Genomic DNA, 24,108 nt, shown 5'->3' on the forward strand with positions numbered 1-24,108 from the left:
TCAATGATTGCCAATGTCATCACTCCCTTCACACCCTACCCATGCGCAACCCCTACCAGCACTCCTTCCCCGACCGTCAGGGACTGGCTATCTCTGTCCATAGCTTTACCCTAGACGAAGCCCTCGACACACCTTATCTGCGGCGGTTCACCGTCGTCCGTCCCGGCTGTGCATTGGCACTGGTGACCCTCATTGACCGGTCGATCAGCTTTATCATCACCTCGCCGCCGTCTCATCCGTTGCCAGTGCTCAGCGGCATGACCAGCCCATCAGCCGACCCGGCGCAGCAGCACTGTTGGCATGGCATGGTGCGCAAGGACCACAATCTGCAGGAAACCCGCTACCGCTTCAGCCCGCTTCTGCATGCAGGCATCTGCGCCAACCCGAGTTTGTCCGGACTATCTCTATATCGTGGCGGCTATGCACGATGACCCCGTAAACCTGGAACACGCCCAACTCGCGGTCCCCAGTGCTGCCCCGGCCTTGGGTGCGGGGTTGCCGTCGCTGCTGCGCTGGCTTAAACGCACGCTGCTCTGCCTGCTGCTGCCCTGGCTGGCAGCGTGCTCCAGCCTGGCCGGGCCGGGCGGCGGGCTGATCGGCGTGCCTACCCATCTGTATGACTTCAACCCGCACATCTACACCGTCAAATCCGTCACGTTTGAGTTTCTGGGTGTGGCCGGGGTGTCCGGCGGCGAGGAGTGCTGCGCCACGCTGCCACGCACCTGGCGTCCCGGCCTGATGGCCACCGTGCGCTGGGTGGAGGACCCCAATCCTTGCCTGGGCTGTGCACCCAATATCAACAAAGAGAGGAAAAAATTTCTTGAGTATATGAAACAGAAAGAAGCCAGCTACCAGCACTACAGCGCGCAGGTGGAGATTCCACGATATGGCAGTACCTGCGGCCTGAATCTGGTGTTCCTGCCCTGCCATCAGGTGCGGCTGGTACTGGATTGCCAACAGAAATATCCACTGATCAAACAGTGGAGAGCTGAAGCCAAACAGATGGAGGGTCAAACATGTCCGAAAGCGCAATAAACCTGGAACACGCCCAACTGGCCGCCCCCTGGGATGAGCAGCTGGATGCCTTTCCCAGTGCTGCCCAGCAGCTGCGCGATATGCGCCATTGGCGGCGACAGCTCTGGCGGCACGGCATCTGCTGGCTTAAACGCACGCTGCTCTGCCTGCTGCTGCCCTGGCTGGCAGCGTGCTCCAGCCTGGCCGGGCCGGGGGGCGGGCTGATTGGCGTGCCTACCCATTTGTATGACTTCAACCCGCATATCTACACCGTCATCAGTGCCGAGTTTGAGTTTCTGGGTGTGGCCGGGGTGTCCGGCGGCGAGGAGTGCTGCGCCACGCTGCCACGCACCTGGCGTCCCGGCCTGATGGCCACCGTGCGCTGGGTGGAGGACCCCGCACCATCGCTCAGTTACCCCGTAGAGCAAAAGGCATTTGATATTTACATCAAAAAGAAAGAAGCCAGCTACCAGCACTACAGCGCGCAGGTGGAGATCCCACGATATGGCAGTACCTGCGGCCTGAATCTGGTGTTCCTGCCCTGCCATCAGGTACGGCTGGTACTGGATTGCCAACAGAAATATCCACTGATCAAACAGTGGAGAGCTGAAGCCAAACAACTGGAGGGTCAAGCATGTCCGAAAGCGCAATAAACCTGGCTCACGCCCAACTGGCCGCCACCTGGGATGAGCAGCTGGATGCCTTTCCCAGTGCTGCCCAGCAGCTGCGCGATATGCGCTATTGGCGGCGACAGCTCTGGCGGCACGGCATCCGCTGGCTTAAACGCGCGCTGCTCTGCCTGCTGCTGCCCTGGCTGGCAGCGTGCTCCAGCCTGGCCGGGCCGGGTGGCGGGCTGATTGGTGTGCCTACCCATTTGTATGACTTCAACCCGCATATCTACACCGTCAAATCCGTCACGTTTGAGTTTCTGGGCAAGTCCGCGGTATTTGCCGGTGAGGTGTGCTGCGCCACGCTGCCACGCACCTGGCGTCCCGGCCTGATGGCCACCGTGCGCTGGGTGGAGGACCCCAATCCTTGCCTGGGGTGTGCACCAAATATGGATAAGGAAAGAAGCAAATTTCTTGAATATGTGAAAAAGAAAGAAGCCAGCTACCAGCACTACAGCGCGCAGGTGGAGATTCCGCCGTACCAGGATACCTATGGCATCAATCTGGCCTTCCTGCCCTGCCATCAGGTGAGGCTGGTGATTGATAGCAAACAAGTATTCCCGATGCTGGCGAAGTGGGAAGCCGAAGCCAAACAACTGGAGGGTCAGTCATGTCCGAAAGCACAATAAACCTGGAACACGCCCAACTGGCCGCCCCCTGGGATGAGCAGCTGGATGCCTTTCCCAGTGATGCCCAGGAATTACGCAACACGCGCTATGTGCAGCAACAGGAAATGCAGGAGGCCTGCCTGGCCGCGCGCGCCCAGCGCCGCCCGCCCCCTTGCGGGCTGGTAACCAATGTGTCGCTGTTCTTCGATGGCACCAACAACCATATGGAAACCGACCTGCCAAATAATAGCCATTCCAATATCGCCCGCTTGTTTCAGGCCTCCATCCAGGGAAAGCGCGCGGCACGTGATGGCTATTTTTCCTACTATCTGCAAGGGGTGGGCACCCAGTTCAAGGAAATCCATGAAATGAGCTTCTCCGCTGCCGGGCTGAAATACGCCGCTGGCGGGCAGATGCGCATTCTGTGGGGGCTGACCCGGCTGATTGATGCACTGCGGCGCAGTAAAAGCCCGGACCCGGACCAACCGGAAATCCTGACCACCGAGGAGGCCTATCGCATTGCCTGTGACATGGTGAATGGCGAGTTGAATCACTGGGATACCCGGCGGCAGGGGCCGGTGCCGCCCAGCAAGCGTCGTCATCAGGCCATGCGCAATGGCATGGCCTCCATCATTCAGCATCTGGAGGTGCAGCAAGCGCCCAAGCTGGCTGGTTTGCGGGTGCATGTGTATGGCTTCTCCCGTGGTGCAGCCGAGGCGCGCGCCTTCTTGCACTGGCTGCTGGAACTGTGCGAGTACGGCGAGGATGGCAAGTACCGGCTGTTTGGCGTGCCGGTGAAGGTGCCGTTTGTCGGCCTGTTCGATACCGTGGCCTCGGTGGGGCTGGCCGCCATCCGCCCGCCGGCGCTGGGCCATATGGACTGGGCGGACAATACCATGCCGCTGCCGCAGGCCCCCGGCTTTATTGGCCAGCATGTGCACCTGGTGGCTGCGCACGAGCAGCGCATCTGCTTTCCGCTGGATTCCACCCGGCTGCCGTCCGGCCGCTACCCGGCAGGCAATCTGGGCGAATTTGTCTACCCCGGCGTGCATTCTGATGTGGGCGGTGGCTACGGCCTGCGCGAGCAGGGCCGCTGTGGCGGCGAGGTGGGCATGCAGCTGTCGCAGATTGCCCTGCGCCGCATGTATCTATTGGCATTCCGTGCCGCTGCGCCAATGACGGTGCCGAAAAGTTATTACGATACCAGCGAAGGCAAGCTGGCCAGTATCGAAAGCTGGCGCTGGATGGATGAGGAAACGGTAGGCAAGCAATTTGATGTCTCACCTGAACTCATCACCCGCTTCAACGCCTGGGCGCAACTGCGCGACTGTGCCGAAGACACGGTGGAAAAAATCGTGGTCAAGCAAACCGCGCTGATCACCGCCTGGCGCATCGAACGCTTTGCCGGTGGCCTGGGCGGCAGCGGTGGGGGGCAGCAGGAACAAACCGCCGCCTTCCGCCGCATTCCGCCGGACGATGCCATGCATAACGACTGGGCCAACACCGCCTGGCAGCAAGCGCAGGCACATGAGCAGGCGCAAGACGAACTGGCCACGGTGATCAACCGCCCCGGCAGCACCATGCGTGATGTACAAAAAGCGCAGGACAAGGTGGCGGCCAACCCGGCCCCGCCCGGCGTGGTGGACCCGCGCAGCGGCCAGGTGGTGCCGGGGCTGAGCGTGCCATCCCCCGCCAAGGACTTCGACCCCAGCATGGACCACTCACAGCTGCGCGAAGCGGCGCTGGAGTTTCGCGAAGACTATCTGCACTGGCGGCGGGTGGACCAGCGGTTCAATGAAAAGGGCAAGCGCCTGCCCAGCCCGCTGGCCGAACCAGGCCAGGCTAGTCTGATTGACAGCGACCCGGACTGGGACCGCCCCTGGCATTGGACCTTGACCCAGACCGGCCTGTGGCTGGCTACGCTACTCTCCCGCCCGATCAACCCGGACCACGAATACGAAGGGGTTTATTTGCTGCGCGAAGGCGAGCAACGCTGGCGTGACGCAGGCAATGGCCAGGGCCTGAGCGCCGCGGCCAACCGCGATCTGCTGGCCTTGTTTGGCGAGCACATACACGACTCGCGCGCCTGGTTCATGGTGGCAGCCACCGGCAACCGCGAGACAGACGGCAGCTATTTCCGGCTGCGGACGATTTTGTACGATGACATCACCAACAAGCGCTATCTGAACGCCTTGCAACAGGCGGCGGCAAGCTGCGAGCCGCCTGCCGGGGCTCAGGCAGAACCCGCCATACTGGCCGGGCAGGAAGGGGGTGGCTGATGTGCTAAGCCCTCACTGCCGGTGTTTGTCCGACCGGCTGCCTAGCCCAAACCGCTCTAGTTCAGCTTGCTGGAGCGGAGGTTCAGTTGAGTCCGCTGCAGTTATCTGCTCGGGCAGGAAATAGATGGAGCGTAAGAACCATGGCATTTTCCTTCCGGCAGTTGAAGTACTTTGTAGCGACTGCTGAAGCAGGGCAGGTTTCCCTGGCGGCGATGCAGCTGAACATCACTCAGTCGGCAGTGACGGCAGCCATCCGGCAACTGGAGGAAGTGCTGGTTACGCGTTTGTTTGTACGCCATCCGCACGGCATGGTAAGGCAGGGGCTGAAATCAGCCCGGCCATCGTGTTGTTTCGCGACTATTTTCGTCAGCAGTTTCTGAGTCCCTCCAGCAGCCAGCCTAGTGCGGCTGCGCGCTAGGGCTTTCAGCCTGTTGGCTGACCGGCCCCCCAGCCGTTTTCAAATACCAGCGCGGCCAGATTTTGCCGCTGCGCCCAGTTTTCCTGCTCCAGCATGGGTTTGTCGTAAAAGGCCTCGACATGGCCGATGCACAGGATGGCCACCGCCTTGGCTTCGGCCGGCAGGCCCAGCAGAGCTCCCAGCCGCTGCGGGTCGAACAGCGATACCCAGCCCAGGCCAATGCCCTCGGCCCGGGCGGCCAGCCACATGTTCTGGATGGCGCAGGCAATGGAGCAGATATCCATTTCCGGCAGGGTGCGACGGCCGAAAACATGGCGCTCGCGCCCGTCCATCAGCGCCGCCACCAGTACCTCGCCACAGTCGAGAATGCCTTCCACCTTCAGCTTCATGAATTCGTCTTCCCGCTGGCCCAGTGCCTTGGCGGTGGCTACCCGTTCCACCTCCACCTCGGCATGCAGTTGCTGGCGCAGGGCGGTATCGGTAATGCGGATGAAGCGCCAGGGTTGCATGAAACCCACGCTGGGGGCCAGATGGGCGGCTTGCAGCAGGCGTTGCAGCAGCGCCGGGTCCACCGGGTCCGGCTTGAAGTGGCGCATGTCGCGCCGTTCGCGGATGGCGCGGTAAACGGCATCGATGTCGGCTTGGGGATAGGCATTCATGGCAGAAACAATCTGGCGCAGGCCGCAGGGTTGGACGGGAAATACAGGTGCAGATAACTGGCCAGCAGGCTGCCGTGGCGATATACCGGCTCGCCTTGGCCGCTACCGGTGGCGCGGCTGGCATGGGTAAGCGGGGTGATGGGTGTGTCCAGGCTGGAATAGTGAAAGGTGTGGCCGCGCAGCACTGCACCATCCAGTTGCAGTTGTTGCAGGCCCAGCGCGCTCAGGCGGGTATTCAGCCGGGCATGGCCGGGCAAGAGGCCCAGCATCTGTCCGCTTTGACCCTGCTTGTCGGTCAGGCTGTCGAGCAAGTACAGCATGCCGCCACATTCTGCATACAGCGGCCTACCGGCGGCCACGTGGGCGTGCAGGCTGGCGCGGCTGTGCTGTGCACCGGCCAGCGCGGCCAGATGCAGTTCCGGGTAGCCGCCGGGCAGCCAGACTGCATCGCAGTCGGGCAGGGCATCGTCGGCCAGTGGCGAGAAGTAATGCAGCTCGGCGCCCAATGCCTGCAGCGTCTGGATATTGGCCGGGTAGATAAAGCTGAAGGCGGTATCGCGGGCGATGGCGATGCGCACGCCGTCCAGCAAGCGTGGCAGGCTGGGTGCCGAGGCAGGCTGGAAGGCGACTGCGGGTGGCAGATCGGCCAGACGGGTGCTTGCCAGCTGGGTGGCAGCGCGCTCCAGCCGTGCTTCCAGATCGTCCACTTCCTGTGCCTGCACCAGGCCCAGATGACGCTCCGGCAGGCCCATGTCCTGCTGGCGCATTACCGCGCCCAGATAATTGAGGCTGGCGGGCAGGGCCGTGGTGAGCATTTCTGCATGACGGGCTGACGCCACCTGATTGGCCAGCACGCCGTAAAACGGCAGGCCGGGGCGGAAGGTGGCCAGTCCATGCGCCACCGCCGCAAAGGTTTGCGCCATGCCGGCAGCGTCGATGATGGCGGCCACCGGCACGCCAAACAACTGCGCCAGATCGGCACTGCTGGGGGCGCCGTCAAACAGGCCCATGCTGCCTTCAATCAGGATCAGGTCGGCCTCGGCGGCGGCGGCATACAGGCGCTGGCGGCAGTCATCCTCGCCGTTCATCCACAAATCCAGTGCATACACGGTGTGGCCGCTGGCCTGTTCCAGCACATAGGGGTCGAGAAAATCCGGCCCGGTCTTGAACACGCGCACGGTTCGGCCTTGCTGGCGGTGGTAGCGTGCCAGCCCTGCTGTCAGTGTCGTTTTGCCCTGATGCGAGGCCGGGGCGCTGATAAATAGTGCCGGGCAGTGGCGGATGGCCATGTCAGAACTCCACGCCCTGTTGCGCCTTGATGCCCTGCTCACGGAACGGGTGTTTCACCAGCTTCATCTCGGTGACCAGATCGGCGGCGTCAATCAGCGCCTGTGGCGCATGGCGGCCGGTTATCACCACATGCAGATTGGCCGGGCGGCTGGCCAGTGCCGCCAGTACCTCGTCCAGCGACAGATAGTCGTACTTCAGCACGATGTTCAGTTCATCCAGAATCAGCATGTCGTAGTCGCCGCTGTTCAGCATCTCCAGCGCGGCGTCCCAACCCTGACGCGCGGTAGCGATGTCAGCCTCGCGGTTCTGGGTGTTCCAGGTATAGCCCTCGCCCATGGTGAGAAAGCGGCAGTTGTCGAAGCGGCTGAACAGGTCGCGCTCGGCAGTGTGCAGTGCGCCCTTGATGAACTGCACCACACCCAGCTGCATGCCGTGGCCGACAATGCGCAAGCCCATGCCGAAGGCGGCGCTGCTCTTGCCCTTGCCGGTGCCGGTATGGACGATGAGCAAGCCTTTCTCCTTGGTGGCGGCGGCCTTTTTCTTTTCAAAGCCGGCCTTGCGCTTTTCCACCATGCGCTGGTGGGCGGCGGCGTCGGTTTTCATGGTCTTGTCCTTGTCTGATCTGGCTGGCGCTTACTGCCAGTGGGTGCCGGTCAATGTTTTGAGCCGCTCCACAATGCGCGGCCGGCTGGGGTGATAGCCGATGAATACCAGCTGCGCCTGCCGTGGCGCGGCGGTGTCCGGTTCCTGTTGCAGCTGTACGCGCTGGCGTACCGCTTGCAGTGTCAGCCGGCCCTCTCCATTGGCACTGGCCGCATGGCCCTTGATGCGCAGCAGTGCTTCTTCGCGGGCAATGGTTTCCACCGCTGCCAGCAGGCGGGCCGCGTCCTGCGCGTCCTTGCTGCGAATCAGGAAGGACTGCCAGCCCGGGTCCTGCTCGTGAAAATGCTTGTGGGTGGCCAGTCCATGGCTGTGTGCGGCCAGGCCGCCGTGGCTGTGGCCGTCCAGCAGCGCCTGGTTGGCCAGCGGGCGCAGATTGAGCGGCAGGCTGGATACCGGGCCGTAATGGCGGTGGCCGCTGCCACTGACTTCATGCAGATGCAGGCCCAGTGTCAGCCGGGTGTCCAGCTTGGCCTGATAGGCCAGCTCGATAAAGCGGATGGACGGCGCCAGCTGGCGGACCGTACTTTCCGCTTGCAGCATGGCGGTGTCGGTAAGCGTGTCGATCTTGTTCAGCACCACGATGTCGGCATTTTCCAGCTGCTGGCGGAACAGGCTGGCCACCGCGTCGTCCTGCTGACCGTGGCCGCTGTCAAAGTCGCCAGCCAGCAGCAGCGGGGTATCCACCACGGCCAGCGTGGCGTCCAGCACAAAGCGTTCTGCCAGCTCCGGGCCTTGCAGCTGCTCCATCACCGCGCTGGGCAGGGCCAGTCCCGAGGTTTCGATCAGCACATGGTCGATCTGCTGGCGGCGCTGCCACAAGGCCAGCATGGTGGGCAGGAAGTGCTCGTCGTCGTCGTAAGCCACCAGGCCGTTGGCCAGGTCGTGAATCTCCACCCCGGCCTTCTCTTCCGTGCGCAGGATGGTGCCGTCGATGGACTCCTCGCCAAACTCGTTGACCAGAATGGCCAGCCGCCGTTGTTTGCTGTCGCGGATCAGATTGGACAGCAGGGTGGTTTTGCCTGCGCCCAGAAAACCGGTGAGCACGGTGACCGGAATGCGCGGGCTGCTCATGCCAGTTGCTCCAGTGCGGCTTGCAGGCTGGCAAAGTCGGCAAAGCTGAGCGGGTAGTCCAGCTGCGGACGGTCCACCACGATGAAGGGAATGCCCAGTGCGGCGGCAGCGGCGGCCTTGGCACCATAGCCACCGGCATCACCGGATTGCTTGCTGATGACGCAGTCGATCTGCCAGTCACGCCACAGGGTTTCATTGGCCGCTTGCGAAAACGGGCCTTGCATCGCGCACAGCCGCGCACGCGGAATGCCCAGGTCGATGGCGCGTTGCAAGTGTTGCGGGTCCGGTGCCAGCCGCACAAACCATTGCTTGTCAGCCGCGCCCTCGGCCTGCACAAAGCTGGCCAGCTCCTTGCTGCCGGTGGCCAGGAAAATGCGCTGGCCGTGCTGCATCGCCAGTTTTGCCGCTTCGGCCATGCTGCTGCAGTGGATGGCCGGGTGCTGGTCCGGCGCGCTGGGGCGCTCGTAGCGCAGATAGGGCAGGGCCAGTTCCTGAGCCAGCGCCATCAACTGCTGCGACATCTCGGTAGCGTAAGGATGGGTGGCATCCACAATGCAGCGTGCCTGGCTTTGTTGCAGCAGCTCGCGGCGGCGCTCCACGCCCAGCCGCCCGCTGATGCTGGTGAGGGCCGGACTGTCGGCGGCGACAATTTCGGCACCGTAGTCGCTGGCTGTGCTGACAATCACCGGCTGGCCGCCTGCTGCCAGCTGGCGTGCCAGCGCATTGCCGTCGCTGGTGCCGGCAAACACCCAGGCGGCAGCGCCGGGCAGGCTGTCGGCGGTAATGGTGTCGGCGGTGTTCTGCCAGTTGAAGTAGCCGCGCGGGGTAAACATCCAGTTGCGTTTGCGGCGGGTGAAGCGGTTGCCGATCACCAGCGAGGTGAGCATGTTGAACTGGCGGGTGCGCAGCTCGGCCAGGGTGACGATTTCCACGGTCTGGCCTTCGCGGTAGGCATTGTGCACGATGCCGCACAGGGTTTCCGGCCGCTTGTGTTCCAGCATGATGTCCAGAATGCGGTACACGCCTTCCTGCCGCTGCTTGCTTTGCACGTTGTAAAACACCACCGCCAGATCAGCCTCTGCAATATGGCGGGCGCGGCTTTCAATCCACTCCCACGGGCACAACAGGTCGGACAGACTGAGGGTGGCAAAGTCGTGCGACAGCGGCGCGCCCAGCAGCGAGGCGCAGGCATTGGCCGAGGTGATGCCGGGAATCAGCTGCACATCGAAGCTGTCGTCCTCGCGCATGTCCTCGTAGGCCAGCGTGGCCATGGCGTAAATGCCGATGTCGCCGCTGGAAATCAGCGCCACCGTCTTGCCGGCACGGGCTTCTTCCAGCGCTAGCTGGGCGCGGTCGCGCTCCTGGGTGAGCGGCAGGGTGCGGATGTCCTTGCCGGCAATCCACGGCTGGATCCAGGTGAGGTAGAGGTCGTAGGCGACGATGACGTCGCTGGCGGCCAGCGCCTGTTCCACCATCGGCGGGATCAGTTCGCGACTGCCGGGGCCGACGGAGACTAGATAGAGTTTTCCGGTCATTGTTTCATGCTTTCTGCTGCGTGCAGGCGGGGCCTGCCATGTTTGTCTGGGCAATGCGTGGTGCGCATTGCTGATGTAAATCCTGTATTTGTTACTGGCAGTGCTGGACTGTGGTCCTGCGCTGATACGTTTAACTGCGCGGGTTGGGGCTGGTCGGGGCTCTGGCAGCTTCAACCAGTGTTCTTACCAAACAAGCACCTTACCAACGCAGCCACCGGGCCCCATCAAGCATGCTGACGGGTGGCCGGGGCGAGGTAAGTAATCGCCTGCGATGTCTGAGCGATTTGACGTTAGCAAATCGCGAGTTCAGGCGCGCCTCGTACCGGTCGGGCCCTGTCGGGCAGCCGCAGGCCATGCTTGCGGGGTGGCCTTGGAGGTGAAGGAGGGCTTGGCCAGGCAAGCCCTCTTTCCCGTCCGCCGCGCGGAAGCGGCACTTAAATCATCATCCGCGTAGCGGATTTCTAACCAGCACCTTCCAACGAAAAACCAACAACAAAAGCCACTTCGCGGGTCTCGCCCCGCCGTCGAGGTACTTTACTTTTGCTTCGCCAAAAGAAAGTACCCAAAGAAAAGGCGACCCGCAGCGCGTCGAATTCCCGCCCCAGCCATCCTGCCCAAGGCGCGGCTGAACTCGCACCGTGCTACCGTCACGGTGCTCAAACATGCAGCCGCTTAAAACCTTGGGCAGCACGTCTGCGTCGGCTCGCGCTGACGGGACTGGGACCACGCCGGGTTTGTACTCACCATCTTTAAACGCCGTGGGATTGGAACCCACAGTCCGGTCAGATAAAACCGGATTTTCTACCTTTCCTCATCATTTCCACCGTACCGACGCCACCCCCGTCCCCATCAAGCATGCTGACGGGTGGCCGGGGCGAGGTAAGTAATCGCCTGCGATGTCTGAGCGATTTGACGTTAGCAAATCGCGAGTTCAGGCGCGCCTCGTACCGGTCGGGCCCTGTCGGGCAGCCGCAGGCCATGCTTGCGGGGTGGCCTTGGAGGTGAAGGAGGGCTTGGCCAGGCAAGCTCTCCTTCCCGTTCGCCGCGCGGAAGCGGCACTTAAATCATCATCCGCGTAGCGGATTTCTAACCAGCACCTTCCAACGAAAAACCAACAACAAAAGCCACTTCGCGGGTCTCGCCCCGCCGGCGAGGTACTTTGCTTTTGCTTCGCCAAAAGAAAGTACCCAAAGAAAAGGCGACCCGCAGCGCCGCGAAACCCCGCCACAGCCATCCCCCCCAAGGCGCGGCTGAACTCGCACCGTGCTACCGTCACGGTGCTCAAACATGCAGCCGCTTAAGACCTTGGGCGGCACGTCTGCATCGGCTTGCGCTGACGGGACTGGGGCAGCTCCGACACGTATTTTTATCAAACCAGCACCGCACCAATGCCACCCTTATCCCCATCAAGCATGCCGACAGGTGGCCGGGGCGAGGTCTTAAGCGCCTGCCTGTCTGAGCGATTTGACGTTAGCAAATCGCGAGTTCAGGCGCGCCTCGCACCGGACGGGGCCTGTCGGGCAGCCGCAGGCCATGCTTGCTGGGGTGGCCTTTGGGGTCGGAAGGGGCCTTTGGCCAGCAAAGGCCCTTTCCCCGCCCGCCGCGCGGAAGCGGCATGGAAAACATCATCCGCGTGAGCGGATACAAAACCCCTTATTCAACTGCACCAAAATCAGCAAAACCATCCTCCACCACCGCCACCGTCACCCCCTCGCGCGCCATCTTCGGCACCAACAACCGCCCGCGCGGGCTGGCAATCAAGGCGCAGGGTTCGCACACCCCGTCCACCCCCACATTCTGCTGCACCCAGGCGGAAGGCTGGCCGGTCCAGCCGCGGGCGGCCACGTCGCTGCGGACAATGACGCGCAAGGGCAGCGCGTGACGGGCGCAGAACTCCAGCAGGCCCACTTCATCGGCCTTGAGGTCGATGGTGGCGACTTCACGCACTTCGCTGAGGCTGCGTACGGCTAGCGCTTGCAACACCGCCTGTTCGATGGCATCGGCACTTTTGCCGCGCCGGCAGCCTATGCCCAGCGTCAGCGGCTTCAGCGCTTCTGTCGCGGTGGTGATGGCCGGGGTGGCACCGGTCAGGCGGGCAACGTGGTAGGCCAGCGTGTTGGCCCCGCCTTCGTGGCCGGACAGCAGCGGGATGGCAAAGCGCGCGGCTTCGTCCAGCACGACGACTGCGGGGTCGGTGAGTTTGCTTTGTGGCAGGCCATCCAGATAGCGCACGGCAATGCCGCTGGCCATCAGCAACACCCACTGGCGGTGCTGGTGGAAGGCGGCGGCAAATTGCTGGCGGGCATTGTCATCCGGCTGCTGCCAGGGCTGGTAGACGGTGGCGTCCAGCGCGCTGGCCAGTTGCCGGGCCAGCGGCAGGGCAGATTCGCGCACGGTCCAGATGGCGGTGTGGCTCACGAGGCTTCCTGCTCCTGGTGCTGCTCCGGGTCCTGTTCCGATTGTGCTGCCAGCTCCGGCTTGCGCTTGCTGGGGCGCGGGGTTTTGCGGTCGCTGCCATCGCGGAAGATATGGGTGAAACCGGCGGCATACAGGCTGGATTCCACCCCGCCTTCGCGCGATAGCGCCGCGCCCACCAGCAGCAGGGTGGTGAGCAGCCAGTCCTTTTGTTTCACCTCGTCCAGCAGCTTGCCCAGCGTGCTGCGGTGGATGGACTGGTCCGGCCAGCTGGCGCGGCGCACCAGTGCCACCGGGGTGTCCGGCGGGTAGTGCAGCAGCAGGTCGGCCACGGTGTATTTCAGACGCTGGCCGGACAGGAAGATGCACATGGTGGCCTGGTGTTCGGCAAAGCGGGCGATGGATTCCAGCTCCGGCACCGCGCTGGCGCGGCCGGAGACGCGGGTGAGGATGATGGATTGCGAGATGGCCGGGCGGGTCAGCTCGCTGCCCAGTGCGGCTGCGGCGGCGGTGAAGGACGACACGCCGGGGACGATTTCGTATTCAATGCCCAGCGCTTCCAGCCGGCGCATTTGCTCGGCAGTGGCGCCGTAGATGGCCGGGTCGCCGGAGTGCAGCCGCGCCACGTCGATATTGGCGGCCTGGGCGCGGCGGTAGCAGTCTTCCTGCTGGTCCAGCGACAGTTCGGCGGTATCGAGGATTTCGGCACCTTCACTGCAATGCTGCAGCATGTCGGTGGGCACCAGCGAACCGGCGTACAGCACCATGCCGCAGCTACCCAACAGGCGCGCGCCGCGCAGGGTGATCAGGTCGGCGGCACCGGGGCCGGCACCAATGAAATAGACTTTCATGAATGACGTTTCTCTCTCGCCTGACGGCGGATCAGCATGGTGGCAAGGTAACCGCTGGCCGAGGCGTCCAGCTGGCTGACATCCGGACACAGGATTTCATCGCTCAGGCCGATGCGACGGGCGAATGCGCAATGTTGGGCAATGCCCAGCCGCGCCAGCAGGGCCAGCACATCCGGCAGGCGCTGGCCGATTTTCATCAGCACCACGATGTCGTGGCTGGCGATGTCCGCTTCCAGCGCGGCCATGTCGTCCGGGCAGGGCAGAATCAGCATGCGTTCCTTGCCTTCGCCCAGCGGCCAGGACAGTGCCGAGGCGGTGGCGGCAAAGCTGGTGACGCCGGGAAAGGTGGTATGCACCAGACCCGGCAGGCGTTCGCGCAGCGCCGCCAGTAAGTAACCGTAGGTGGAGTAGGTCATGCTGTCGCCGATGGTGAGATAGGCCACCTTGTGACCTTGTTCCAGCTCTGCGCCCACACTGGCGGCCAGCGCGGCGTAGTGGTCGGCCAGCAGGCTGCGGTCCGGGTCCATGATGAATTCCACGTCACGGAATTTGCTGGCGTCGAGAGGCAGGCCGGCCAGACATTGCTGTGCCACCGATTGCTCGCTGCCACGCGCGCGCGGCAGGTAGATGATGTCGGCCTGCTGCAATGCCTGCAGCGCAGCCACCGGTATCAGCCCGGCCTGGCCCGGGCCTACGCCCACGCCAATGAAATGTCCCAGTTCACTCATGTGTGTCTCCGGCGGCTTCGCCCAGCGGCGTGCCGTCCATGCTGAACAGCCGCACTGCCACGCGGCGGGCGCTGGGCAGTCGGCTGTGCATGCGGGTGGATACCCGCTGTTCTATCTCCATCCAGAAGGCTTGCGCCTGCGGATGGCCTTGCAATATCTGCACGATGTTTTCCACCGTATTGGCCTGGCGGATAGCCTGTACCAGCTCCATGCTCAGGCCCAGTTCCGCTGCCAGTTGCGCCACATCGCCCATGGCCATGCCGCTTTTGCCGGAGTGGGTGTCCCATACCGTGGGGTCCAGCAGCTTGGCCAGTTTGCCGGGGTGACCTAGCACCCACAGCGTGTCCAGCACGCGGCCTTGTTCCTGCAGGATGGCTTCGGCCTGTTCCAGCGAGCTGCCGACAAAGTTGGCAATCTGCACCACTTGTTTTTTCGGCAGGCCCAGCACGTCGGCGGCGTAGCCACGGCCTATCTTGCCGGGGGTGAAGGCGATGGCGGCAGGTAAATCGCCCAGCGCCACGCGGATATATACCTCGATGGACGCCATCCACGCTGCCAGCGACATCGGCTCGACAATGCCGCTGGTGCCCAGGATGGAAATGCCACCGACGATGCCCAGCATCGGGTTGAAGGTGCGCTTGGCAATGCGCCCGCCTTCCACACAGCCGATGGCCAGGTCAAAACCGGGGTCGGTACGGCCAGCCAGCACCTCGGCCACCGCCCACTGCATCATCTGGCGCGGTACCGGGTTGATGGCCGGTTCGCCCGGTGGAATTCGCAGGCCGGGCAGGGTGACCGTACCCACGCCTTCGGCAGCGATAAAACGCAGCTGGCCGCTGCCATTGCGCCGCACCTCGGCAAAGATGGTGGCGCCGTGGGTGTTGTCCGGGTCGTCGCCACCGTCTTTCAGTACTTCGGCACGCGCGGTGTCCGGCTGCAGCAGGTCCACCGCCTGTATCGGCACGGTGAGGTAGTAGTCCGGGTCGGGCAGGCTGATGTCCACTTCGCTGGCGCGCACCCCGTCCAGCAGGCAGGCCAGCGCGGCTTTTACCGCGGCGGTGGCACAGCTGCCGGTGGTGCGACCACGGCGCAGGCCGTTGGGGGCCGGCACCGTCAGGTCGTAGGGGACGCGCCGTTCGTGGGTCATGCGTCTTGTGCTGCCTGTTGCTGCTGGTAAACATGGCCGATGGCGTCAATCATCAGCGCATTGACGATGGTGGCCGCCCACGGCGAGCCGCCACGGGTGCCGCTATTGGTGATGCGCGGCACTTGCAGCAGGCCGCGCAGCGCGTCCTTGCATTCGCGGGTGCCGACAAAGCCCACCGGCAGGCCTACCACCAGTTGTGGCCGCCAGCCGTGTTCGCGCACCAGCCGTACCAGTTCCATGATGGCAGTGGGCGCGTCGCCAATGGCCACGATCACGTCATTGCCAAACTTTTCCCAGGCGCGGCGGATGCCGGCGGCAGAGCGGGTGAGGCCGTGGGCCTCGGCCAGCAGATAGGTTTCCGGGTCGTGTACGCCGCACCAGGTTTCTACTTCCAGCTGTTGCAACACTGCGCGCTTGAGGCCGGTTTCCACCATGGTGACATCGGTGACGATGCGGCGGCAGCGCAGCAGGGCGCGCATGCCGATGGCCGCTGCGCCGGGGGAGAAAAACAACTCGTCCACGCTGCTGAAGTCGCCGGTGGTGTGCACCAGCCGGTGCAGCGCGGTGTGCTGTTCTGCCGGGAAGGCCGACCAGTCACGCCCCTCGCGGATGATGCGCATGCTTTCCGCCTCGATGGGGTGCGGCACATAGGGCGGCCAGGCGGGCGCGGCGGCAGGGGTGCTGTCCTTGGCCAGCAGGCCGCGCACCTTGCCGTGATGGCCTTGTTGCGGCGTGCCCACTTGCTGTTCGAAACCGATGATCTGCACCCGGTATTTGCACAGCGAGCAGTTCATGCTGGCGCGGCCTTCCACGCCTTCCTGCGCCCGCTCCAGAAACACTTCGGCCACATGTTCGTGCACGCCCAGATAAGGCGCGGCCAGCACTTCGATATCCGGGCAGCGCGCGGCCAGATCGTCCACCGCGCCGTAAATGCGCTTGACCAGCACGCCATCGAACAGGAAGTAAGGCAGCACCACGATGCGCTCAAAGCCTAATAAGCTGGCCGCTTTCAGGCCATCGGCCACCAGCGGGCGGGCGGTGCCGGAATAGCAGACAAAGGACGCGCCAAAGCCCATGCCTTCTTCCAGCATGCGGGTGAGTTTGGCGATTTCCGAGTTGGCATCCGGGTCGGTGGTACCACGGCCCACCACCACCAGGCAGCTGTCGCCACGCGCCACGGTGCGCGTTGAGCGTGCTTCGGCCTCGATGATGCGCAGGCGGCACAGCTCCAGCAGGCGCGGGTGCAGGTCCATGGCCGCGCCAAAGTGGAAGGCGGTGTCCGGGTGTTCCTGTTGCAGCGCCAGCAGTTCGCTGGGCATGTCGTTCTTGGCATGGGTGGCGGCCAGCAGCACGCCGGGGGTCATCACTACCGTCTTGGCACCATCGGCAATGGCTTCTGCCACCGCCTGGTCGATGGTGGGCGTGGCGAATTCCAGAAAGCCGTGGTAGATGCGGCGCTGCGGTGCACGCTGGCGCATCAGCTCAACCAGCGACATGAATTCGGCGATACCGGCCGGGTCGCGGCTGCCATGCCCGGCCAGGACGATGCTGTAATCCTGCGTGCTCATTGCGCCTGCTCCGGCGTGGGCAGATGGCTGGGCTCGATCTGGCTGTCCATCGGCGTCTTGGTGCGGATCAGCATGATGCTCATGTCGGAGCAGCGGTGTTCCGCGCATTCGGCCAGCGTGCCGTGCCATTCGGCCTCGCCCCGGGTGAGGTTTTCCCACACTTCCACCTGCTGGTCGGCCGGGATGCCGTTTTCCAGCAGATAGGCGGCGATATGCCAGGGCATGAAGGAGCGCGCTTCGTCCCAGGGACAGGGAATCACGATGGCATTGCGCTGGTCTTGCAGCACATGTACCAGGTGCCGTTTGAAGGGGCTCAGGTCGCCACGGCGGTGGAAGGTGATGAAGGTGGTTTCGTCAAAACACACCTTGGCGCGCGAGGCCAGCACCTGGGCCGAGGACAGGCCGGGCATGGTTTCCACCGGGTGGCCACAGGCGCGTTCCACCCGCTCCAGATACTGGAAGCCGCTGAAGTGGATGTCGCCCATGAATACCACCACGCAGTTTTTGCCGGCGTGGTGCAGCTTGGCCACTTCGTCCAGTTGGGCCACCTGGTCGCGGTAACCCATCTGGATGACCTGGGCGCTGTCCGGAATCAGCGGGCGCACCACGTCGATGACGGCGTTGAAACCGGCGACGACGTCGGCATTGGCAATGAGGTCGGCCGAGCGGCGTGGCAGGTAGCCGATATCGCCGGGACCGGCACCGATGCAGATAATCATGAGGTTTCCTTTATGCTGCGCGACGGCATCAGCCCAGTCGCGCCTGAATCGTGATGGTGAGTTGTTCGCTGGACAGCTGCTCGCACGGCAGGTATTCCGCCCGCATGGCCTGGGCCAGCTCGCGGGCGCGGCCCAGCTTCACATAAGCTTGTTCGGTATCCAGCACCAGCGCGGGGATGGCGGCGTCGGCCAGCGCGCCCGCCAGTTGCAGGCTTTGCTGCCACGGGTCGGCATGGTCTTCGCCCAGCGCCACATTGGCGCGGCCATCGCTCAGCAATACCAGCAGCGGTGACAAGCCCTGTGCGCCCTGGCGACCCAGCGTGGTGGCCGCCAGTTGCAGCGCATGCGGCAGCGGGGTGCGGCCTCCGGTGGGCAGGGCGTGCAGCGCCTGTTCGGCTTGCTCCACCTGACGGGTGGGTGGCAGTACCAGCTCGGCCTGACGGCCACGGAAGGCGATGACGGCAATCTGGTCGCGGCGCTGGTAGGCGTCCTGCAACAGGCTGAGCACCGTGCCCTTTACCTGTTCCATGCGTTGTTGTGCGGCCATGGAGCCGGAGGCGTCCACCACCAGCACAATCAGATTGCCCTGTTTTGCCGTACGCACCTTGTCGTGCAGGTCGGCGCGGGTGACGGCAAATTCCGCCGGATTGCGCTGGATGGCATGGCGCAGGGTGGCGTCGAGTGCCAGTGCCTGCGGCTGGGCATTGGGCACGGCGCGCACGCTGTGGCCCCGCCGAGCATTCAGCACCGTGCTGCGGCGGCCGCTGGCCTCGCTATCACTGCTGTGGCTGGCCAGGCGGATGGTGCCGATGTCCTGCGGCGCGCGGGCGGCAAACACCTGTTCGCCGCCGTTGCCTGCTGGTGACTGCTGGTCCTGTTCATCGTCAGCAGGCGTGTCTTGCTGCTCGCCCGGCTGTTGCTCTGTAGCGGGGGTGTCATCGGCTGCGCTGGTGGGCGGCGGCGGATTTTGCGCTTGCTGCGTCAGCTCGTCCAGCTTGTCCTGATCCAGCCCGCTTTGCTCGAAAGGCTTGCGGCGGCGGCGGTGCGGCAGCACCAGCATGGCGGCAGTGCGGATGTCTTCAGCACTGACCTGTGCCCGTGCATCCAGCGCGGCCAGTGCCCGTGCTGCCTTGTGCAGCACGATGTCGGCGCGCAGGCTGGCCACTTCAAACTCGCAGCACAGCTGGCTGATGAAGTCGAACAGATGCTCGCTTACCGTTACCGTGGCCAGCATGGCCTGGGCCTGACGAATCTGCTCCTGCAGCGCGCTGCCCTCGGCTTGCCAGCGGGCGGCAAAAGCCTGCGGGTTGGCTTCGAAAGCCAGGCGGCGGCGTACCACCTCGCTGCGGATGGCGGCATCGCGCGGGGCGCTTACGTCCACCATCAGGCCGAAACGGTCCAAGAGTTGCGGGCGCAGCTCGCCTTCTTCCTGGTTCATGGTGCCCAGCAAGGTGATGCGCGCCGGGTGGCTGATGGACAGGCCTTCGCGCTGCACGGTGTTGACGCCCATGGCGGCCACATCCAGCAGCACGTCCACCAGATGGTCGGCCAGCAGGTTCACTTCGTCGATGTACAGCAGGCCGCGGTGAGCATTGGCCAGCAGACCGGGCTTGAACGCCTGGCGGGCCTGCTTGAGCGCCTGTTCAAAGTCCAGGCTGCCCAGGACGCGGTCTTCGCTGGCACCCAGCGGCAGGTTGACGAAGGGGACGGCGGCATCTTCCGCCGCCGCGTGTTCGCCCTGACAGCAGCTGCATTCGGGCAAGGGGGAGGCCGGGTCGCAGTTGAAGGCACAGCCCGGCACGCGGCGGATGGGCGGCAAAATGGCCGCCAGCCCGCGTGCGGCGGTGCTCTTGGCACTGCCCTTGTCTCCACGGATCAGCACACCGCCTATGCTGGGGTCCACCGCGCACAGCAGCAGCGCCTGCTTCAGTTGTTGCTGACCGACGATGGCGGCAAACGGATAAATCTGTTTCATGAGCGGCCTTGCGGATGTTCGCCACGCGCTTCCAGCATGGCTTCGCTATTCAGATGCAGTTGTTGCAGCGCGGCCAGGGTTTCCGGCTTGGGCTGCTGCCACAGCTGGCGCTGGGCGGCTTCCAGCAGGCGTTCGCTGATGGCATTGAGCGCCCACGGGTTGCTGTCGGCAAAAAACTGCTGCATGGCCGGGTCCAGCGCGTAGCGGGCGGCCAGTTCCTCGTATACCCAGTCGTCCACCACATGGGCGGTGGCATCGTAGCCGAACAGGTAGTCCACGGTGGCAGTCAGTTCCAGCCCGCCCTTGTAGCCGTGCTGCTGGATGCTGGCAATCCACTTGGGGTTGGCCACGCGCGAACGGAACACGCGCAGCACTTCTTCCTTCAGCCCGCGCACTTGCGGCTGGTCCGGGTTATGGCTGTCACCAAAGAAGGCGCGCGGCTGACGGCCGGTCAGGCTGCGGATGGTGGCAATCATGCCGCCGTGGTACTGCAGGTAGTCGTCGCTGTCGAAGATATCGTGTTCGCGATTGTCCTGATTGTGCAGCGCCACTTCCACGCCGGACAGGCGATGCCGCAGCGCGTCGCGCGCATCGGCCCCCTGTACCTGACGGCCATAGGCATAGCCGCCCCAGTTGAGGTAGGCGGTGGCGAAGTCGGCGTCGGTCTGCCAGTTCTGCTCGTTGATCAGCGGCAGAATGCCGGCACCGTAGCTGCCGGGCTTGGCCCCGAAGATGCGCAGCAGCGCCGGTTCGGCGGCATGGCCCGGCAAGGCTTGCAGCAGGCCCTGGCGGATGTCGTCCAGATAGTGTTTGCGCAGGTAATTGTTGGCCGGGTCTTCGTCCAGCTCGGCTACGGTCTGTACTGCTTCGTCCACCAGCGCAATCAGCTGCGGGAAGGCATCGCGGAAAAAGCCGCTGATGCGCACTGTGACGTCAATGCGCGGGCGGCCCAGCTCGGCCAGCGGAATCACTTCGATGCCGGCCACGCGGCGGCTTTCCGCCTGCCAGCGCGGGCGCACGCCCAGCAGGGCGAGGATTTCGGCAATATCGTCGCCATGGGTGCGCATGGCGCTGGTGCCCCACACGCTGATGCTGACCGATTCCGGATAGCTACCGGTTTCCTTGCGATGACGCGCCAGCATTTCATTGGCCAGCTGGCTGCCCACCTGCCAGGCGGCTTGCGAGGGCAGGCCGCGCGGGTCTACCGAATAGAAATTGCGTCCGGTGGGCAGGATGTGCGCCATGCCACGGGTGGGCGCGCCGCTGGGGCCTGCCGGGACATAGCCACCGGCCAGACCGCGCAGCAGGTTGTCGATTTCTTCGTGGGTGCGCGCCAGATTGGGCAGCAGTTCGCGCTGGATATAGTCCAGCACCTGTTGCAGGGCCTGGCTGTCACCGGCCTGCGGCAGCACGGCGGCAATGACCGCGGGAATCGAACCCGCCTCCGCATTCAGCATATGGGCCACCAGCTGGCGGGCCAGCTGGTTGATGTGGTCGATGGCATCGCTGCGGGTGTGCAGCAGTTGCGGGCTGCTCATTTCCAGCGGTGCGGGCACGTTTTCCAGGCGGCGGCCCTTGTCGTCCTGCAATGTCTCCCACTCCACCCCCAGCGCGGCGGCCACGCTGGCGGGCAGGCTGGGCACAGCCAGATTGGGCAGGCGGGTGAGGGCGCACAGCATGTCCACCAGTGCCTCGCCCTGCGGGGCCTGGCCGAGAATGTGCAGGCCGTCGCGGATTTGCGCTGCGCCCAGTTCGCACAGATAGCCGTCGATGTCCTCGATCAGGTGGGCCACGTCCACGCCCTCCATCTTGGCCAGCGTCAGCGGCACGCCATCGGCATTCAGCGTGGCATCCCACTCGTGGGCATGGTCGTGGCCGTGCTCATGCTCATCATGGGCGTGGTGATGGTGTCCATGGTGTCCGTGGTCATGATGATGGTCGTGATCATGATGGTGATGATGCTCATGCCCGTGCGCGCCATGGCTGTGGCCGGCGCTCTTGGCCGCCGGGCGGAACTGCATGCTGCCTGCCTTGACCGTGCTGGCGCTTGCAGCCTTGGCGGGCTGGCTCAGGCGGTAGCCCGGCTGGGCGGCCTTGGGCGGGTGGGCATGGTCATGGTGTGCATGATAATGGTGATCATGCGCCGCATGCGGGTGATGGTCATGACCGTGTTCATGTTCATCATGGTGATGATGGTCATGCCCCAGCATGGCGGCCAGATCGCTGTCCAGCCGCGCCTCCTTGATCAGGTCCCAGATCTGCTGCTGCAACAGCGGCAGCTTGCTCGGGTCCAGCATTTCCACCTGATAGTACTCGTCCACCAGCTGGGTGAGCTGGGCTAGCGGGCCGTAGGTGTCGGCGGTGGTCATCGGCGGCGTCAGGTGGTCGATGATCACCGAATGGGCGCGGCGCTTGGCCTGCGAGCCCTCACCCGGATCATTGAGGATGAAGGGGTAGAACATGGGCATGTCGCCCAGCAGGGCATCGGGGAAGCAGTGTTGCGACACGCCCACGCCCTTGCCCGGCAGCCATTCCAGCGTGCCATGCTTGCCCACGTGCACGATGGCATCGGCCTGCCATTCGTCACGCAGCCAGCAGTACAGCGCGTAGTAGTGATGGGTGGGCGGCAGGTCCGGCGTGTGGTAGATGGCGTCCGGGTCCATGCCATAGCCACGCGGCGGTTGCAGCGCGACAAAGGCATTGCCCAGCTCCATGCCGGCAAAGACCAGTTGGTCGCCATCCACATAAGCCGTGCCGGGTGCTGCGCCCCAGCGTTCCAGCATGTGTTGTTGCAGCTGGGTGGGTAGTTCAGCAAACCATTGCTGGTAGCGCACCAGCGGCACACGGGCTACGGCCTGGCGCAGTTGCTCGGCGCTGAGGTAGTCGGTGTCGTAACAGCCACGGTCGATCAGGCTGTGCATCAGTGCGTCGCTGCTCTCCGGCAGCGGGCCCATCCGGTAGCCATTGGCCTGCATGGCTTGCAGCAGCGCATACAGCGAGGCGGCGGAATCCAGCCCCACGGCATTGCCCACTTGCGATGCCTTGCTGTTGGAGTTGGTAAAAATGAAGGCTACCCGCTTGTCCGCCGCCGGGGTGTGCTTCAGCCGCGCCAGTCGGGCAGCAATGCCGGCCAGACGGCACATGCGGTCCGGCAGTGGCTGGTAGTCGCTGCTGGCCGGGTCTTCCGGCTTGAACGATACCGGCACGCCGATGATGCGACCGTCGAATTCCGGCAGCGCCACATTCATGGCGGTGTCCAGCGGGTTCAGCCCGCGTTCGGATGCTTCCCACTGCGCCTGGGTCATGCTGCTGGTGATGGCTTGCAGCACCGGGATGTCCAGCTGCTCGAAAGCCTCTACTGCCCAGCTGGCCTGGGTGGCGCCTTCGGCATTGACTTCGCCCATGGCAAAGGAGGTGGTGTTGATCAGCACGCAGGGCTCACCTGCACGTGGGTCGCGCAACAGTTGCAGTGCTGCCGGCATGCCGGCTTCGTCCTGGCTGCGCAGCGAGGAGGTAAACAGCGGCAGCGCGTTGATTTGCCGCTCAGCCAGCATGTCCACCAGCATGTCGATAAAGCGGGTGTTGCCGCTCAGCCAGTGGGCGCGGTAAAAGCTGATGGCCACCGTGGGCCAGCCGGGCTGGCGAATTTCACACCAGTCATCCAGGCCGCAGCCGTCGGACAGCTCGGGGTGATACAGGCCGTGTTCCGGCAGCGCGGCTGGCGGCAGGTAGCCGTAGCCAGTCAGCAACAGGCGGTCGGACAGATAGCGCATCAGCTGCGCCATATTGCTGCTGCCACCGGCTTGCAGATAGGCATTGGCATCCTGCTGGATGGCCGGGGGGACGGTGCTGAGGGCGGCCAGTTCCGGGTCCGGCTCGCCAGTGCCGCTGAGGATGATCAGCGCCTGATGCCGTGCCAGCGCCTGTTGGCGCAGGGCATCGAAAGCGGCAATGGCCTGTACCCGTCCCAGCACGCGCAGCAGCAGGATGCGGGCGCTGGCAAGCGGGCCGTCCAGCAATTGCTGCATGTGGTTTTCATCGGCGATCTGTTGCAGGGCAATACCGGATACCGGGCTGAAATCCTGCGGCCAGTGGGCGCGGCCCAGTGCGGTCAGGTCGGTGCCGGCATGGCTGAGCAGCACGATGCCGCCTTGATGGTGCTGGGTCATGGGGTGCTTTCATTGCAGACATCGCCCGAGCCCAGGCGGTGGAAAATCAGCGGTTCTACCGGCACACCGCCTTGCAGATGCTCGCTGACGATGCGCTGTACCGCGTCGGCATCCACCTTGCGATACCACACGCCCTCCGGGTAGACCACCATGATGGGGCCCTCCTTGCATACGGCAAAACAATGGCTGCGGGTGCGTTTCACCTTGAGGCCGTCGCAGGCGTCAATCGCCTGGCCCAGTTGCTTGAACATGACTTCGGCTTGCTGGCCATTTTCGGTACAGCGCGGGCCGGTGCACATCAGCACGTGTTTGTAATGCAGTCGCATGTGTT

At 64.2% G+C, this 24,108-nt stretch carries 20 protein-coding genes; 6 read left to right on the top strand and 14 right to left on the bottom strand.

What is annotated here, in order from left to right; translation table 11 throughout:
* The first annotated feature begins 41 nt into the window (after positions 1-41).
* The 6 genes from GSR16_RS07440 (at position 42) to GSR16_RS07465 (ending at position 4,949) form a co-directional block, all read left to right on the top strand.
* Positions 42-431, top strand: coding sequence for a hypothetical protein (locus tag GSR16_RS07440; protein WP_159876013.1), 390 nt, complete (start codon positions 42-44; stop codon positions 429-431).
* Entirely contained in the window at positions 421-1,035 is a 615-nt protein-coding gene (locus GSR16_RS07445) for a DUF3304 domain-containing protein (protein ID WP_159876015.1), read from the top strand. The genes GSR16_RS07440 and GSR16_RS07445 overlap by 11 nt, the downstream gene beginning before the upstream one ends.
* Positions 1,017-1,667 carry a DUF3304 domain-containing protein gene (locus tag GSR16_RS07450; RefSeq protein ID WP_159876017.1) on the top strand — a complete coding sequence of 217 codons (651 nt, stop codon included), beginning with the start codon at positions 1,017-1,019 and terminating at the stop codon, positions 1,665-1,667. Before GSR16_RS07445 ends, GSR16_RS07450 begins: the two co-directional genes overlap by 19 nt.
* Complete coding sequence (locus GSR16_RS07455) at positions 1,649-2,311, top strand: DUF3304 domain-containing protein (protein WP_159876019.1); 663 nt, start codon at positions 1,649-1,651, stop codon at positions 2,309-2,311. The genes GSR16_RS07450 and GSR16_RS07455 overlap by 19 nt, the downstream gene beginning before the upstream one ends.
* Complete coding sequence (locus GSR16_RS07460; RefSeq protein ID WP_159876021.1) at positions 2,293-4,569, top strand: T6SS phospholipase effector Tle1-like catalytic domain-containing protein; 2,277 nt, start codon at positions 2,293-2,295, stop codon at positions 4,567-4,569. Before GSR16_RS07455 ends, GSR16_RS07460 begins: the two co-directional genes overlap by 19 nt.
* Positions 4,570-4,709: 140 nt before the next feature.
* Positions 4,710-4,949, top strand: coding sequence for a helix-turn-helix domain-containing protein (locus tag GSR16_RS07465; RefSeq protein WP_159876023.1), 240 nt, complete (start codon positions 4,710-4,712; stop codon positions 4,947-4,949).
* A gap of 43 nt (positions 4,950-4,992) precedes the next feature.
* Here GSR16_RS07465 and bluB read toward each other — a convergent pair whose 3' ends face one another.
* From bluB to GSR16_RS07535, 14 genes are all read right to left on the bottom strand, one after another.
* Positions 4,993-5,646 (bottom strand): 5,6-dimethylbenzimidazole synthase, encoded by a 654-nt coding sequence (bluB, locus tag GSR16_RS07470; protein WP_159876025.1) that lies wholly within the window; start codon positions 5,644-5,646, stop codon positions 4,993-4,995.
* Positions 5,643-6,935 (bottom strand): cobyrinic acid a,c-diamide synthase CobB, encoded by a 1,293-nt coding sequence (locus tag GSR16_RS07475; RefSeq protein WP_159876027.1) that lies wholly within the window; start codon positions 6,933-6,935, stop codon positions 5,643-5,645. The genes bluB and GSR16_RS07475 overlap by 4 nt, the downstream gene beginning before the upstream one ends.
* A gap of 1 nt (position 6,936) precedes the next feature.
* Positions 6,937-7,539 (bottom strand): cob(I)yrinic acid a,c-diamide adenosyltransferase, encoded by a 603-nt coding sequence (cobO, locus tag GSR16_RS07480; protein WP_159876029.1) that lies wholly within the window; start codon positions 7,537-7,539, stop codon positions 6,937-6,939.
* 30 nt (positions 7,540-7,569) lie between these two features.
* Positions 7,570-8,670, bottom strand: coding sequence for a CobW family GTP-binding protein (locus tag GSR16_RS07485; protein WP_159876031.1), 1,101 nt, complete (start codon positions 8,668-8,670; stop codon positions 7,570-7,572).
* On the bottom strand, positions 8,667-10,205 hold the full coding sequence (gene cobJ / locus GSR16_RS07490; protein WP_159876033.1) for a precorrin-3B C(17)-methyltransferase: 1,539 nt from the start codon (positions 10,203-10,205) through the stop codon (positions 8,667-8,669). The genes GSR16_RS07485 and cobJ overlap by 4 nt, the downstream gene beginning before the upstream one ends.
* 1,653 nt (positions 10,206-11,858) lie before the next feature.
* Complete coding sequence (locus GSR16_RS07495) at positions 11,859-12,623, bottom strand: cobalamin biosynthesis protein (RefSeq protein ID WP_159876035.1); 765 nt, start codon at positions 12,621-12,623, stop codon at positions 11,859-11,861.
* Positions 12,620-13,471 (bottom strand): precorrin-4 C(11)-methyltransferase, encoded by an 852-nt coding sequence (gene cobM / locus GSR16_RS07500; protein ID WP_159876037.1) that lies wholly within the window; start codon positions 13,469-13,471, stop codon positions 12,620-12,622. Before cobM ends, GSR16_RS07495 begins: the two co-directional genes overlap by 4 nt.
* Positions 13,468-14,199, bottom strand: coding sequence for a precorrin-2 C(20)-methyltransferase (cobI, locus tag GSR16_RS07505; protein WP_159876039.1), 732 nt, complete (start codon positions 14,197-14,199; stop codon positions 13,468-13,470). Before cobI ends, cobM begins: the two co-directional genes overlap by 4 nt.
* Positions 14,192-15,346, bottom strand: coding sequence for a cobalt-precorrin-5B (C(1))-methyltransferase CbiD (cbiD, locus tag GSR16_RS07510; protein ID WP_159876041.1), 1,155 nt, complete (start codon positions 15,344-15,346; stop codon positions 14,192-14,194). The genes cobI and cbiD overlap by 8 nt, the downstream gene beginning before the upstream one ends.
* Complete coding sequence (locus tag GSR16_RS07515) at positions 15,343-16,914, bottom strand: precorrin-8X methylmutase (RefSeq protein WP_159876043.1); 1,572 nt, start codon at positions 16,912-16,914, stop codon at positions 15,343-15,345. The genes cbiD and GSR16_RS07515 overlap by 4 nt, the downstream gene beginning before the upstream one ends.
* Positions 16,911-17,633, bottom strand: a complete 723-nt coding sequence (locus GSR16_RS07520) for a cobalt-precorrin-7 (C(5))-methyltransferase (protein WP_159876044.1) — start codon at positions 17,631-17,633, stop codon at positions 16,911-16,913. The genes GSR16_RS07515 and GSR16_RS07520 overlap by 4 nt, the downstream gene beginning before the upstream one ends.
* A gap of 28 nt (positions 17,634-17,661) precedes the next feature.
* Complete coding sequence (locus tag GSR16_RS07525; RefSeq protein ID WP_159876046.1) at positions 17,662-19,608, bottom strand: putative cobaltochelatase; 1,947 nt, start codon at positions 19,606-19,608, stop codon at positions 17,662-17,664.
* Entirely contained in the window at positions 19,605-23,777 is a 4,173-nt protein-coding gene (locus GSR16_RS07530) for a cobaltochelatase subunit CobN (protein WP_159876048.1), read from the bottom strand. The genes GSR16_RS07525 and GSR16_RS07530 overlap by 4 nt, the downstream gene beginning before the upstream one ends.
* The gene (locus tag GSR16_RS07535; RefSeq protein ID WP_159876050.1) at positions 23,774-24,103 is read right to left on the bottom strand and encodes a (2Fe-2S) ferredoxin domain-containing protein; all 330 of its coding nucleotides are present in this window, start codon (positions 24,101-24,103) and stop codon (positions 23,774-23,776) included. The genes GSR16_RS07530 and GSR16_RS07535 overlap by 4 nt, the downstream gene beginning before the upstream one ends.
* Positions 24,104-24,108 lie beyond the last annotated feature (5 nt).

The sequence above is a fragment of the Aquitalea denitrificans genome (assembly GCF_009856625.1).
GTDB classification, from domain to species: domain Bacteria; phylum Pseudomonadota; class Gammaproteobacteria; order Burkholderiales; family Chromobacteriaceae; genus Aquitalea; species Aquitalea denitrificans.